Source organism: Micromonospora sp. DT231, assembly GCF_049847025.1.
Classification (GTDB): domain Bacteria; phylum Actinomycetota; class Actinomycetes; order Mycobacteriales; family Micromonosporaceae; genus Micromonospora.
The window spans coordinates 1-13422 of the sequence record NZ_JBNCNO010000017.1; the positions used below are offsets into that span (position 1 = coordinate 1).

The 13422-nt window shown below is 70.0% G+C and carries 17 protein-coding genes and 2 tRNA genes; 12 read left to right on the forward strand and 7 right to left on the reverse strand.

Annotation, left to right across the window (positions count from 1 at the left end; all coding sequences use genetic code 11):
- The first annotated feature begins 266 nt into the window (after window positions 1-266).
- On the forward strand, window positions 267-755 hold the full coding sequence (locus tag ACPXBU_RS30705; RefSeq protein WP_425760876.1) for a sensor histidine kinase: 489 nt from the start codon (window positions 267-269) through the stop codon (window positions 753-755).
- 212 nt (window positions 756-967) lie between these two features.
- Window positions 968-1975: a sugar phosphate isomerase/epimerase family protein gene (locus ACPXBU_RS30710; protein WP_425760877.1), complete on the forward strand. Its 1008-nt coding sequence runs from the start codon at window positions 968-970 to the stop codon at window positions 1973-1975.
- A 64-nt stretch (window positions 1976-2039) separates the two neighbouring features.
- Here ACPXBU_RS30710 and ACPXBU_RS30715 read toward each other — a convergent pair whose 3' ends face one another.
- A complete protein-coding gene (locus tag ACPXBU_RS30715) occupies window positions 2040-2447 on the reverse strand; it encodes a hypothetical protein (protein ID WP_393364300.1) in 408 nt (135 codons plus the stop codon).
- Window positions 2448-2741: 294 nt separating this feature from the next.
- Between ACPXBU_RS30715 and ACPXBU_RS30720 the strand changes: the two genes are divergently transcribed.
- From ACPXBU_RS30720 to ACPXBU_RS30745, 6 genes are all read left to right on the forward strand, one after another.
- Window positions 2742-2814: transfer RNA gene (locus ACPXBU_RS30720), tRNA-Asn, on the forward strand.
- A 314-nt stretch (window positions 2815-3128) separates the two neighbouring features.
- Window positions 3129-5246, forward strand: coding sequence for an MMPL family transporter (locus tag ACPXBU_RS30725; protein WP_425760878.1), 2118 nt, complete (start codon window positions 3129-3131; stop codon window positions 5244-5246).
- Entirely contained in the window at window positions 5236-6474 is a 1239-nt protein-coding gene (locus tag ACPXBU_RS30730) for an FAD-dependent oxidoreductase (protein ID WP_425760879.1), read from the forward strand. Before ACPXBU_RS30725 ends, ACPXBU_RS30730 begins: the two co-directional genes overlap by 11 nt.
- A gap of 122 nt (window positions 6475-6596) precedes the next feature.
- Window positions 6597-6673 (forward strand) — tRNA-Ile (locus ACPXBU_RS30735).
- Window positions 6674-6717: 44 nt separating this feature from the next.
- Window positions 6718-6996: a hypothetical protein gene (locus ACPXBU_RS30740; protein ID WP_425760880.1), complete on the forward strand. Its 279-nt coding sequence runs from the start codon at window positions 6718-6720 to the stop codon at window positions 6994-6996.
- Between the two features lie 59 nt (window positions 6997-7055).
- Window positions 7056-7229 carry a hypothetical protein gene (locus ACPXBU_RS30745; RefSeq protein WP_425760881.1) on the forward strand — a complete coding sequence of 58 codons (174 nt, stop codon included), beginning with the start codon at window positions 7056-7058 and terminating at the stop codon, window positions 7227-7229.
- A gap of 276 nt (window positions 7230-7505) precedes the next feature.
- Here ACPXBU_RS30745 and ACPXBU_RS30750 read toward each other — a convergent pair whose 3' ends face one another.
- From ACPXBU_RS30750 to ACPXBU_RS30770, 5 genes are all read right to left on the reverse strand, one after another.
- Window positions 7506-8522 (reverse strand): hypothetical protein, encoded by a 1017-nt coding sequence (locus ACPXBU_RS30750; RefSeq protein WP_425760882.1) that lies wholly within the window; start codon window positions 8520-8522, stop codon window positions 7506-7508.
- Window positions 8473-9336: an alpha/beta fold hydrolase gene (locus ACPXBU_RS30755; protein WP_425760883.1), complete on the reverse strand. Its 864-nt coding sequence runs from the start codon at window positions 9334-9336 to the stop codon at window positions 8473-8475. Before ACPXBU_RS30755 ends, ACPXBU_RS30750 begins: the two co-directional genes overlap by 50 nt.
- Window positions 9337-9365: 29 nt before the next feature.
- Complete coding sequence (locus ACPXBU_RS30760) at window positions 9366-9770, reverse strand: PH domain-containing protein (RefSeq protein WP_425760884.1); 405 nt, start codon at window positions 9768-9770, stop codon at window positions 9366-9368.
- Window positions 9771-9883: 113 nt separating this feature from the next.
- Window positions 9884-10294, reverse strand: coding sequence for a squamosa promoter-binding protein 15 (locus ACPXBU_RS30765; RefSeq protein WP_425760885.1), 411 nt, complete (start codon window positions 10292-10294; stop codon window positions 9884-9886).
- Window positions 10295-10329: 35 nt separating this feature from the next.
- Window positions 10330-10764 (reverse strand): YybH family protein, encoded by a 435-nt coding sequence (locus ACPXBU_RS30770; RefSeq protein WP_425760886.1) that lies wholly within the window; start codon window positions 10762-10764, stop codon window positions 10330-10332.
- Window positions 10765-10803: 39 nt separating this feature from the next.
- On the opposite strand from ACPXBU_RS30770, the gene ACPXBU_RS30775 reads away from it, so the two are divergent.
- A complete protein-coding gene (locus ACPXBU_RS30775; protein ID WP_393364552.1) occupies window positions 10804-11172 on the forward strand; it encodes a winged helix-turn-helix transcriptional regulator in 369 nt (122 codons plus the stop codon).
- Between the two features lie 125 nt (window positions 11173-11297).
- Here ACPXBU_RS30775 and ACPXBU_RS30780 read toward each other — a convergent pair whose 3' ends face one another.
- Window positions 11298-11834, reverse strand: a complete 537-nt coding sequence (locus ACPXBU_RS30780) for a hypothetical protein (protein WP_425760887.1) — start codon at window positions 11832-11834, stop codon at window positions 11298-11300.
- Between the two features lie 262 nt (window positions 11835-12096).
- Here ACPXBU_RS30780 and ACPXBU_RS30785 point away from each other — a divergent pair, with 262 nt between their 5' ends.
- From ACPXBU_RS30785 to ACPXBU_RS30795, 3 genes are read left to right on the forward strand one after another with little or no spacing between them, the layout of a single operon-like run.
- Window positions 12097-12615, forward strand: a complete 519-nt coding sequence (locus ACPXBU_RS30785) for an excalibur calcium-binding domain-containing protein (protein WP_425760888.1) — start codon at window positions 12097-12099, stop codon at window positions 12613-12615.
- Between the two features lie 54 nt (window positions 12616-12669).
- Window positions 12670-12885, forward strand: a complete 216-nt coding sequence (locus ACPXBU_RS30790) for a hypothetical protein (RefSeq protein WP_425760889.1) — start codon at window positions 12670-12672, stop codon at window positions 12883-12885.
- Window positions 12886-12910: 25 nt separating this feature from the next.
- The gene (locus tag ACPXBU_RS30795; protein ID WP_425760890.1) at window positions 12911-13351 is read left to right on the forward strand and encodes a hypothetical protein; all 441 of its coding nucleotides are present in this window, start codon (window positions 12911-12913) and stop codon (window positions 13349-13351) included.
- The last annotated feature ends 71 nt before the right edge of the window (window positions 13352-13422 follow it).

Below are 13422 nucleotides of genomic sequence, written 5' to 3' on the forward strand. Positions count from 1 at the left end.
GCGATCATCGACGCCGAACCTAGCGGCAACCAGCCGAACCGATCACCACGTACATAGAAGCGTCTTGCACTTTCTGTCGGTACTTATGCCACAATCCCGACTCTTCGACAACACAAAATGCAAGATCGGCGGGGCGAGGGCGGGGCGAGGGCGGGGCGAGGGCGAGGGCGAGGGCGGGGCGAGGGCGGGGCGGGGCGAGCGGGTAAGGCGCGCGGGGCGGTGACGCGGGGGACCGGTGCACAGCCGGCTGCCGTACCTTGACCAGCATGGGGCGGTTCGCGCGGTGGCGCGGGATGGTGCTGGAGCAGGGGCACCGGCTGGCGGGCGCGCTCCGGCGTCCCGAGGAGCCGGACGACCCGTTCGAGCCGACAGGCAGCCTGAACCGGCTCGACGCGCTGGTGGAGGGCTTCGCCGCAGGTCAGCCGGTGCGATGGAGCCTGGCCGGCCAACCCCGGCCGCTCCCGGGACCGGTCGACGCGGTGGCGTACCGGATCATCGAGGAATCGTTGACGAACGCGTGCCGGCACGCCCCGGGCGCGCCGGTCGCGGTCCGCCTGCGCTACGACGCCACGGGCATCACCATCGAGGTCCGCGACGAGGGCGCCGGTGGTGGCACCCAGGGCGCCGGGCGGGGTCTGCTCGGGGTACGCAGGCGCACCGAACGCCTCGGCGGCACGTTGTCGGCCGGCCCCCGCGCCGGTGGTGGCTTCGCCGTGCGGGCCGCCCTGCCGGCGCCCGAGGAGGTGGCCGAATGATCAGCGGGCCGCAGGGCTTTCGTAATGGGGTGTCGCGGAAATAGGGTGGGGGCGGCGACCGTGTAGGTGGCCGGTGACCCGGTGGGAGGCGCAACCCGCCGGGCCCAGGTGTGTTCCGCACCCACCGGTGACCGCTCGGTGCCGCGTACGTCCGGTCACCCTCGCCCCGGTCCGCACCTGGAATCCCCCATGACAATCAGGGGAGAAGAACAATGGCGCGACCCATCACGCTCTTCACCGGCCAGTGGGCCGACCTACCTTTCGAGGAGGTCTGCCGGCTCGCCTCCGAGTGGGGCTACGACGGTCTGGAGATCGCCTGCTGGGGCGACCACTTCGAGGTCGACAAGGCGCTCGCCGACGACTCGTACGTCGAGCGCAAGCGGGAGACCCTTGCGAAGCACAACCTTGAGGTCTTCACAATCTCCAACCACCTGGTCGGCCAGGCCGTCTGCGACCACCCGATCGACGAGCGGCACCAGGACATCCTGCCCGCCCGGATCTGGGGCGACGGGGAGCCCGAGGGGGTCCGCCAGCGGGCCGCCGAGGAGATCAAGGACACCGCGCGGGCGGCGGCGAAGCTCGGAGTGAAGACTGTCGTCGGCTTCACCGGTTCGTCGATCTGGCACACCCTGGCGATGTTCCCGCCGGTGCCGCCGTCGATGATCGAGCGCGGCTACCAGGACTTCGCCGACCGGTGGAACCCGATCCTCGACGTGTTCGACGAGGTGGGGGTGCGGTTCGCGCACGAGGTCCACCCCAGCGAGATCGCGTACGACTACTGGACGACGAAGCGGACGCTGGAGGCCATCGGCAACCGGCCCGCGTTCGGGCTGAACTGGGACCCGTCGCACTTCGTCTGGCAGGAGCTGGACCCGGTGAACTTCATCTTCGACTTCGCCGACCGGATCTACCACGTGGACTGCAAGGACGCCAAGGTGCGCACCGGCGACGGCCGGCGTGGCCGGCTCGCCTCGCACCTGCCCTGGGCCGACCTGCGCCGCGGGTGGGACTTCGTCTCCACGGGCCACGGCGACGTGCCCTGGGAGGACTGCTTCCGCGCGTTGAACGCGATCGGTTACGAGGGCCCGATCTCGGTCGAGTGGGAAGACGCCGGGATGGACCGGCTGGTCGGCGCCCCGGAGGCGTTGCAGTTCGTCCGTCGGCTCGCCTTCGACGCGCCGAGCGCGGCGTTCGACGCGGCGTTCAGCAGCAAGGACTGACCGCACCTCGGACAGACCACGGGCCGGTCGCCCTGCGGCGACCGGCCCGTCGACGTGCGATTGGTCAGAGCGTGCTGGCGTTCGTGCCCGAGCCGGACGGCTTGGTGCGGGGGGTGTTGGTGGACGACGGCGACCCGGAGGTCGTGCCGACCGTGCTGGTGCCCGCCTTGGCGCCCACGGTGGCGGGCGTGCCGGCGAACGCGTCGTCGGCGGCGGTCAGCTCCTGCTTGCCGGTGCTGCCGTTGCCGGTGCCCAGCTTCTCGCCCAGCTTGGACTGGCCGAGCTTGTCCTTACCCTCGCTGTAGAGCTTGTTGGCCTGGGCCTGCGCGACCCCGGCCGCCTCCTGGACGGTCGGGTGGTCGAGCACCTTGCGGCCCTTGACCACGAGCTCTTCGTACTTTTCCCGGCCGGCACGGGCGCCCAGGACGAATCCCGCAGCCAGCCCGCCAAGAAACATGATCTTTCCGCGCATGGCGGCTCCTTCCGTACCTGACGCGCCGTCGCCCCGGCGAGTTGCCCCGTCGGAAGGCGACCTGTTCGCGCCTGCGTCCTCTGTCCGCAGCTAACTACCCATCCTGCTCTCCGCTCAAGCATGCTTGTGCCGGGATGGCGATTTACCCCAATTGTCGATACGTCGCGAGGCCTGACCTGCACACCTTGATCATCGGAAGGTGCGGCGGAACCCACTGGACCGCCACCGGGGGATGTCCTGTATTCTTTTCCCGTCGCACGGTGCCGGCGTGATCCGGAGGCGCGCGATGCACGATCCCCTGTAGCTCAATTGGCAGAGCAGCCGGCTGTTAACCGGCAGGTTATTGGTTCGAGTCCAATCGGGGGAGCCTCTCCGCCCAACGCCCGTCGGCCCCCGGCCGACGGGCGTTCCCGTACCCCCACCCCGCCCCCACCCCGCCCCCACCCCGCCCCCACCCCGCCCCCACCCCGCCCCCACCCCGCCCCCACCCCGCCCCCAGCCTCCCGTCGATCATGGAGTTGTGGTGCCGGGTTGAGTCGGTATTGCACTTTTCGTCCACCACCACAACTCCATGATCGACGCCGTTGGGATTCCGGTTTCGGTCCTTTCGACCTGCGTGGCCGGCAGGATGGTCGGCGTTGACGCAAACTCCCACCGCGTCGATCCATGGGGTGAGTGCGGATGTCCGGACGAGGCGGCAGGGCCACGCTGATCGCGGTGGCGGTCGTGCTGGCCTGGCTGGTGATCGGCGGCGTGGCCGGGCCGTACGCCGGGCGGCTCAGTGAGGTCGCCACCAACGACAACGCCGCCTTCCTGCCCACCGACGCCGAGGCGACCCGCGCCCAGGACCTCACCGGCGACTTCGTCGACCGGCAGACCATCCCGGCGCTCGTCGTCTACGAACGGGCGGCCGGGATCACCGACGCCGACCGGCAGCGGGTCAGCGCCGACGCCGCCCGGTTCGCCCAGGTGCCCGGCGTGCTCACCCCGTTGCCCCCGCCCATTCCGAGCCAGGACGGCCAGGCCCTGCAGGTCGTCGTGCCGGTGGATGACGCCGAGGGGGAGGAGATCGGCTCGGTCGTCGACCAGCTCCGCGACATCACCGGCGGTGACTCCGACGGGCTCAGCGTGGACGTCTCCGGACCCGCCGGCCTGCTCGCCGACCTGATCAAGGTCTTCTCCGCCATCGACGGGCCACTGCTGCTGGTCACCCTGGCGGTGGTGCTGATCATCCTGTTGGTGGTCTACCGCAGCCCGGTGCTCTGGGTCTTTCCGCTGCTCGCCGCCGGCATGTCGTACGCCCTGGCCTCGGTCTTCGTCTACCTGCTCGCCGACGCCGACGTGGTGAAGCTCAACGGGCAGGCGCAGGGCATCCTCACCGTGCTGGTCTTCGGCGCCGGCACCGACTACGCGCTGCTGATGATCGCCCGCTACCGGGAGGAGCTGCACCGCCACGCCCGACCGTGGGACGCCATGCGCACCGCGTGGAAGGGCGCCGCGCCCGCCATCATCGCCTCCGGCGGCACGGTCATCGTCAGCCTGCTCTGCCTGCTGCTGTCCAGCCTCAACTCCAACCGGGCGCTCGGCCCGGTCGCCGCCATCGGCATCGCCGCCACCCTGCTGGTGATGCTCACCTTCCTGCCCGCGCTGCTGGTGCTCGGCGGCCGGTGGGCGTTCTGGCCCCGACGGCCCCGGGAGGACCAGGCCGACCCGCGCGCCGAGCACGGCATCTGGAGCCGCGTCGCCGGTTTCGTGGCCCGGCACGCCCGACCGATCTGGCTGAGCACCGCCGTCGTCCTGGCCGTCCTCACGCTGGGCCTCACCCAGCTCGGCGCCACCACGCTCGGGCAGTCCGACCTGTTCACCCAGCGCACCGACTCGGTGGACGGGCAGGAGGTGATCTCCCGGCACTTCCCGGCCGGCACGGGCAGCCCGGCCACCATCTTCACCACCGAACAGACCGCCCGGCAGGTCGCCCAGGTGGCGAAGGACGTGCCCGGCGTCGCCGACGTCCGCCCCCTCACCGCCGGCCCGCAGACCGGCCCACCGAAGGAGAACGCCCCACCCAAGGTCGTCGACGGGCGGGTGCAACTGGAGGCCACCCTGGCCGACCCGCCGGACAGCGACGGCGCCGAGCGGACCATCCGGGAGCTGCGGGTGGCCGTACACCGGGTGCCCGGCGCGGACGCGGTGGTCGGCGGCTTCACGGCGATCAACGTGGACACCTCCGACGCCGCGAAGCGCGACCAGAACGTCATCATCCCGGTGGTGCTCGTGGTCATCGCGGTCATCCTGGCCCTGCTGCTGCGGGCGCTGCTCGCCCCGCTGCTGCTGATCGGCACCGTGCTGCTCAGCTTCGCGGCCACCCTCGGCCTCTGCGCGCTGCTGTTCCGGCACGCGTTCGACTTTCCCGGGGTGGACTCGTCGTTCCCGCTGTTCGCCTTCGTCTTCCTGGTCGCCCTCGGCATCGACTACAACATCTTCCTGATGAGCCGGGTACGAGAGGAGTCACTCAAGCGCGGCACCCGCGCCGGGGTGCTGGCCGGCCTCGCCGTCACCGGCGGCGTGATCACCTCCGCCGGCATCGTGCTCGCCGCGACCTTCTCCGCCCTCGCCGTGCTGCCGCTCGTGATCCTCGTCGAGTTGGGTACGGCGGTCGCGATCGGGGTACTGATCGACACGATCATCGTCCGGTCGCTGCTGGTGCCCGCGCTCGCGTACGACATCGGGCCGAAGATCTGGTGGCCGGGCCGACTGTCCCGGGCGAACGGTGAGCGGGAGGCGCGCGATGCTGGCTGAGACGGACGTGGTCATCGTCGGCGGTGGCCTGGCCGGCCTCGCCGCCGCCCGCCGGCTGCACCGCGCCGGCGTGCCCTGGCGGCTGCTGGAGGCCGGCGGCCGACTCGGCGGTCGGGTCGCCACCGACGTCGTCGACGGCTACCTCGTCGACCGCGGCTTCCAGGTGCTCAACACCGCCTACCCGCAGCTCGGCACACTGCTCGACATCGACCGGCTGCACCTCGGGTACTTCACCTCCGGCGTGCTGGTGCGCAAGGGCGACGACCTGTTGCGGCTTGTCAACCCGCTGCGCGAGCCGACCGGCGCCCCCGGCACCGCGCTCGCCGGAGTCGGCTCCCTGCTCGACCGGCTCCGCTTCGCCGCGCTCGCGACCGGCTGCGCCACCCTGCCGGTGTCCCGGCTGCTCACCGCCCCGGAGACCAGCGCCGAGACCGCGCTGCGCCGGGCGGGCCTCTCCGACGCGATCATCGAGGAGCTGCTGCGGCCGTTCCTGTCCGGAGTGTTCATCGACCGGGAGTTGGCCACCTCCAGCCACGTACTCGCGATGGTGTTGCGCTCCTTCGCCCGCGGCCGGATCGGCCTGCCCGCCGAGGGCATGGCCGCGCTGCCCCGGGCCATCGCCGCGCCGCTCCCCGCCGACCTGCTCGATCTGGACACCCCGGTCGCGGCTGTCGCGCCCGGCCGGGTCCGCACCCAGGCCGGCGACATCCGCTGCCGGGCCGTCGTGGTCGCCGTCGACCCGCCCGCCGCGCCCGCGCTGCTGCCGGCCCTGGCGACGGTACGCATGCACAGCTACACCACCTACTACCACAGCGCGCCGGAGCCGCCGCTTCCCGAACCGATCCTGCTCGTCGACGGCGACCGGCGGGAGATCGTGGCGAACACGGTCGTGCTCAGCAACGCCGCGTCGACGTACGCGCCCGCCGGGCGGCACCTGGTGGCCACGTCGGTGGTCGGCCCGAGCGCGCCACCCGAGCCGACCATCCGGGCCGAGCTGACCCGGCTGTACGGCCGATCCACCGCCGACTGGACACACCTCACCACCGTGGCCGTGCCACAGGCGCTGCCCGCCGCGCCGCCACCGCAGGGACGACTGCGCAAGCCCGTGTCGTTGGGGGAGGGCCTGTTCGTGGCCGGTGACCACCGGGACAGCCCATCGATCCAGGGCGCTCTCGCCAGCGGGTGGCGCGCGGCCGGCGCGGTGTTGGACGAGCTGCGCGCCGGCTGACAGGCGTACCCGAGCACGCTGTTATATTCCTGTAGCCCATCGTGCTGGCGCAGGCGTGGGCGCCGGCCGGCGCGGTGCTGGCTGCTGATCGCCGAGCGGGATAAGATCCGGCGCGGTGTTTCGGGGCGGTAGCTCAGCCGGTTAGAGCAGGGGACTCATAATCCCTCGGTCGCGGGTTCGAGTCCCGCCCGCCCCACCACGCAATCCCCCTGGTTCTAGTCCCGGGGCCGGCGTGGTCCCGTGATGAGTGCGAATATCTCCTATATGAAGCCAGCCAAGAACCCGTGGTGGCAGACATCGAAGACGCCGAAGCAGAGCTTCATCAGGGCCGGCGTCTGGCTCTCCCTGGCCGTCGGGTGGATGCTCGTGGCCGTCGGAGACCCCACACCGCCCCACTGGATATTTGCCGCGCTGTGGGCCGTCGTCGGTGTGGGCTACCTGGTGTCAGCCGTGCTGCTGCCGCGACGGCAACGCGCGACGCAGGATAGGGCAGAGCCAGAAGCGGCGGTCCGGGCCGATTGAGCGCGGGCCCGGTCACCGCCCTGACGCTGCGCCGGCAGCACGAGACGAAGGAGCCCACGATGAACGGCATCGACAAGATCACCCTGGATGAGGTCGTGGCCAAGACCTTCACGGAACTCAAGACCGCGATCGACACGCACAGCGAGAAGAGCATCGAGATGTACAGCCGGGCGTTGCGCGCCCTTCTGGAACTGCGGGCTCAGGTGACGGCCGAGGAGCGGGCCGCCGGCTGATCGTCCTCACCGGACGCTGCTCCTCCGGACGCTGGTCCTCCGCCCGCCGCGGGCCGGCGTCCCGCCGCCATCGACCCGCTGCGCTGGGAAAGGGCGCTTGTGGTGCGAAGCAATTTCCCTGTTCAGCCATGTTGACGACGATCCGGGCGAACCGTATCGAGGTCCGGGCCGACACCCTCAGTCCGCAGCAGCACGACCCGCCGGATGCGATGCTGCCGAGCAGCGCTTCACGGAGCTGGCCGAGGTCGCCGCCTGCCCGCTCGATCGCGTCCGTGGTCACGAGGTCGTCGGGGCGCGGCCCCGACGGGCTGCTTCCGGAAGCACGCCGGGCGGGATGATGCCGAACCAGGCTCCGGTGGCGACCATCGAGGCGACGACGTACGTCACCCACCACCCGAGCAGCGCCCACGCGCCTTGGGTGACGGCGTCGGCCAGGACGGGCGCGACGAACAGGAAAAGAAGGAAGACCAGACGGCCGTGCGAGAGGCTGTTCTTCTTCGGCAACCCACTGGCCTTGCGGAACGGAATGAGTCTGACTCCGTGGGGACGACGGCGCAGCGTGAGACTCGCCGGCCAGAGCCGCCCGTACCCGGCCACGTCGACCACGCTGACGCCGGACCCGTGCCGGACCGTGGCCTGACGCGGCCTGGTCAGCTCGCGCAACCACGGTTCCCAGACGACGCGTTGGTGCAGGACACCGCCGTCCCGGCCGTTCACCGTCAGCCACACGGCATATCCCTTGGGACTGGCGTCGATCCCGCCGGCGGCGCTCACGGCGTGCGCCGCAGCGGTGACCCGCCCCGCACTTCCCGGCTGCGGCGACTGCGCCAGATGCGCGGTCACCATGACGCGCCTCGCGGGAGCACGAGCGGCACCCCACCACTGCATGAGGCGGACTAGCCAGGACAGCACCAGAAAGGCTCCCGGAGCCAACACCATGAGGATGACGCCCTCGCGCTGCTCGACCCGCGGGTTGGTACCCAGCCGGTACCCCAGCGCGATGAGGGCGGCCAACGCGACGACGCTGCCGATCACGACCATCGGCGCGCGAGCACGCCGATTCGCCAAGGCCGCTGCACTCCCGCTGCTGGCCACCGCGCCGTCCTCCCCGTCCACCCCTCCGGACGTCGCCCCGACATTAGCAACGCCGGGCAAGGCCGACGTCGCGCGTCCGTTCCAGATCTTCACGACGTACGGCGACGGCAGGCTCTCGTGCGGTGCGGTGCGGTGCGGTGTTTGAGCGTTAGTTGACCAGCCGGCCGACCATCGCGGCGAGCTGATCGGGATGCTCATCGGTGACCAGGTGGCCGGCGGCAGAAATGATGTCAGGGTCAACATGAAGCCGCTGCTGTGCCCCGGACCGCAGTCGGTCCGGCGGCAGGAACACGTCGTGGTCTCCGCTTGCGATCAGGACCGGCATCGTGCGCGCTACCTGCGGTACGAGGTCATCGGAACTCACCGGACGGGTGTGTCGGGCGACCAACGTCATCCACTCCACCAGGTCGGCGCGGGGCGCTCGGCCGGGAGCAGACAGGGTTCGCAGCAGACGAAGGCTCGAAGCCGCCCGTGGCCGCCCCAGCCAGCTCAGGAACGCCAACATGACACGGGGAGTGACCCTGAGTCGGCACAGCCCTCCCGGAGCCACGGCGACCTTGCCGTGAATCCGCGAATGATCTGCCGTGAGCGCGACAGCGCCGCCGAACGAATGCCCGAACACCACGACAGGTCCTGCGGTGGTTTCCTCGATGACCTCTCCCAGCCATGCGCCGTACCAGGTGAGCCGGCCACCGGCGGCACCCGCTTCACCGGAACTCAATCCAGGCTGGCCCGGAACGTCGGCGGCGACCACCCGGTACCGCTGGGCCAAGGCTGTGAGCAACGGCAGGTAGGCGGCCGTGCTGAAGCGGTCCCCAGCGACGAATACGACCGTAACGGGGCCTGCGCCAGCGGTGACGACGTGCGTGTCTTCGCCCTGGGCGCGAATCACGTGTCGATCGTGTTGGATCGGCCAGGCACTCAGCCGCTCCTCGCACCACTGCCGGATGCTGTCCCTGCCCGCAGGAGTCCGATAGATCGACTTCACCGTTGCATCCTGCACCAGGATCATCGAAAGCGAAGCCCTCGATTGTGGGCGGCTCAGGCGCGACTCCGGCTGGCCGCAGTGATCGAGGCCGCTACGTCGTCCGCACGAGTTTGCCTGCCCGTCCACGTCGCGAGGTTGGACTTCTGCACCGCCCACGCGACGACGCGTTCACCCCTCGTGGTCGTGATGGTCAGACCGCCGTACCCGGGCTCGACAGTTGCCACATCGTTGAGGCTGACCTGTTGCGAGCCGTTCGGATTCCGCACGATCACTTCCTCGTCCGTCAGTGTCACTGCCGGGCGGAAGGCGAGCCGAAACCAGCTGACCAGCACACTGAGGCTCGCGAGGAGAGTCACCAGCACGTTGCCCCAGGCCAGCCATGTGAACGCGCCAAGTAGGGGAATGAGAGCTAGTACCCCGAACCGCCCGAGCGGTGAGACCTTCCAGACCTGGTGCATGAGCCGGGATCATACGGGCCATCGAGCAGCCTCAGGGTACGCGGCCGGGGCGTACCGGATCAGGTGGCACGTAGGGCCTGACGGCCGACCGAGCGCGCTCTTCCAAGCTGCGGCTACGACCCGTTGGCGGGCCAGAACTCGTCGTCCTCCTCGTCCGGCGACGAAGGGGCGTACTGCCGCAGAGCGCCGTCGCGGATCATCCAGACGCGGAAGAACGACTCCTCCTGGTCCATCACGAAGAGCTGCACCGCGTTGGGGTGGTGCCAGGCCAGGGAACCGAAATGCTTCACCACAGCAGTGAGGTCGGCGTGGTTGAGCGCCCCGGCGTACACCTCGCACTCGGGGTTCTTGTGTCCGCCCCACTGGTTGTCCGCATCGGTGATCGGGCGCAGGTTGCCGCAGCCGCCCGACCCCATGCCTGGCTCGCGACGGGGGCACTCCTCGTCGAGCCACCCGCTGAACGCCTCAGCGTTGCGGCGGTCCTCCGGATCCACCGACAGCATCACGTTGGCAACCCAGCTCACCGCATCCCCCAATCCATGGCCACGACAGAGATGTTCTACCGCTCACCGTCGTGAGTCTCCGGCTCGGCAGTGCCGAACGGGTTGTCGATGATGTACCGCCAGCGGCCGTCGGGACCGCAGCGGGCGACGTCGGTGGCGGTGCCTTCGATGTGTACGGGTCGGCCGTCGCGGTCGGTGCCGTCGATGGTCCAGTCCACGATGAGCAGGGCGATGTCGTCGGCCACGTAGACGTGGCGGGGTCGCACCTCGATGGGGAGCCCGAGGTCGAGGAGGCGCTGATTGGCGGCAATCCGGGCGGTGCCGGTGACGGGCTGGCCGGGGACTGTGACGAGTAGGCCCTCGGGTTCGTAGACCTGCTCGACCGCCGCGACGTTCCCTGAGTTGAAGGCGCGGGCAAACACCGACGGGTGCTGGGCGGCGCTGTCGCTGAGCGGGACACTCGTGGAGTGGGTGGTGAGATCGTGGGACATGCTGACAGTCAAGGTGCTGCTCGCGGAGGTAACCAAATGGTGAGTGGCGGCTGGGATCGTGACCTGGTGCCGGACCAGCGCGGCGCGGCCCGCCGGCCGGAGCCCAACTGCCCTGTCGAGGTCGCCCTGGCCGCGGTGAGCGGCAGGTGGGCCACCCTGGTGCTGCGGGAGTTGATGCACGGCCCCCGATCGTTCGGCCAACTTCAGGCGGCGCTTCCCGACCTGAGCGCCAAGGTGCTCAGCGAGCGGCTCGCGTCGCTGGCCGCGCAGGGCCTGGTCGAGCGTGACCGCTCTCGCACCTTCCCGCCGAGTACCTGCTATCGCCTCACCCGCGCCGGTACGGAGCTGCGCCGGCTGCTCGTCGAGCTCTACCGGACCGGGGACGCCCTCCTGCGTGAGCGGGCGTGACTGGTGTCACGGGGCCGATGCCGCCACGGCGGTTGCCGCTATGACGGTGGCCACCGCGACCCAAGCCACGAACGGAGGCGCACGGGGTCGCCTCATCGGAGACTGCCCGACGAGGACGTCCTGAATCAGCCCCAGGGCCCTGCGACCTGCTGAAGCCACGCTCTGTCGGCAGCATTCAACGTGTCGTCACCCAGCAACGTATGCACCAGGGAAGCTTGTTCGGAAAATATGGCCCTGCACTGTGCGCGTTCCGGATGATCGCTGTCGTTGCCCAGCAGCAGCACCGCGCGCTCGTTATCCGCGTCGACCGGCTGCGATAGTTCAGCGGTGACGACCACGAGGTCGAACACGTTGGACCGCACCGAGACATCCGGGTTGGCCGCCAGCCGAAGCAGGAACGGCAACGCCGCCGGCATTGCCGCGCTCAGGTGGAAGACGCCGTCCAGCAGCACGTTTGTGAGCACGCGCGCGGCCTCGGGGGCGGCGACCTGATCGAGCAGCCCGTAGAACAGAGACGGGATGCCAGCGGGACAGCCGGGAATCTCGGACCAGGCAACCTCGGCGCAGCCCCGCAGCGAGGGATTCTCGGTGGCGGCCCGATCTCGTTGCGGATACTCCTGAAGGAAGCGGGCGACAGCGGCCTCCTTGGCTGCGGCATCCATAACGCACATCCCTTGAGGCCCCCGTGTCAGACGACGCCAGCTCCGGAGAGCCTCCCATGGATGGCATTTCTTCCTGGCCGAGCCACGTCCCCAAGCACAGCAAGCCGCTGCCGTCATCGGCGACTGGCGACCGGCGGGCAGCAGGAGGTGCCACCGTGGACTGGGCATCAGTCCTCTCCCGCGATAGCCGATCGGCGGATCACCGCCTCGGCCCGTCCTCGGCACACTCTCGTAGGTGAAGCCTTTACGACCCGTGCAGACGTTGGCCCTCACCGCCGCCGCGGTCGCGGGCATGGTCATCTGCGGCGCGAACATCGGCGACGACAAACCGACCGCCACCCAAACGCAGGTGTCGGCGTCGGCGGAAGTCCACCGCATCACCACCACCCAGACAGGCAACCCAGTGGCTGTGCCGGTACCGGAAGCCAGCGCCGTGGTGGTCGCTCCCCGCACGACGGCACCGCCGGCCCGCAAACCGCCGCCCACCAGCGGCCCATCCGAAGCCCCGTACTACGAGAACTGTGCCGCGGTCCGGGCTGCCGGGGTCGACCCCCTCTACCCGGATGACCCAGGGTTCCGCGCCGAACTGGACCGCGACGGGAACGGCGTGGCGTGCGAACCAGACGGCGGGAACGGGGACACCGGACCCGCACCGGACGGCAACGTGTACTACGCCAACTGCACGGCGGCGCGGGCTGCGGGAGCGGCTCCGATCCGTAAAGGCGACCCGGGCTACTCGCGGAAGCTGGACCGGGACGGCGACGGAATCGGCTGCGAGTAGGCGCTACTGCGAAGCGCTGATCTCAATGCAAGGTGCGAGGCTTCGATCTGTTCGGTGCCGGTCAGCGGGGGCTGGTGGATTCGCCTTACTCAGCTTCGAGCGCGACGAGCCGCCCCTGGGCTACATCGAGACCTGGCCGGCGAGCTGTTCCGTGAGTCGAGCCGTGACCTGGCGCGGCTGTCGGCGGCGTACGACAATCTGAAGACGCTGGCGCGGCCACCCGCCGAGTCGATCACCTTCATCAAGGAGCCGAGCAGGTCTTTCGGCTGAGGTGGGCTGTCGATACCGTGGCCTGATGGTCAGGCGCATTGCCATCTTCACAATCGGTGTGCTGATGGTCGTCGGCGGTGCAACAGCGTTTACCCGGTGGCAGGACGCCCGATTGGCTGACTGTCAGAGCCGAGCCACTGTGCTGGAGACCGTGCCGCTGTTGACAGCGCAGCCAGACGGGGTGCAGTTGGACTCGCTGTACTCGGGGTGCGACGTGGATCGGCTGGTCGCCTACGCGGGTCGTCACAATCGCGGCGAAGCCGACGAACGGGCCATCGTCTCCTTCTACCAGCAGCTCGTGAAGAGTGAGGCGTGGCTCGTGACGCCCTCAACCGCTGGCGTCGCCAGGCTGTGCGCGAGTAAGGACCTCGACGGTGGCACGGCGTACATGAACCTTTCGTTTCCCGCGTCGGGCACCTTCGACCTGCACGTCGCCGAGTCGGCCGACTCGGGCGCGCAATGCTGACGAGTGCGCACTGAACAGGTGCTCGGTGTGGCCCGACCCGCACGGCATCGAACTCCGGGGCCAACGCCCGC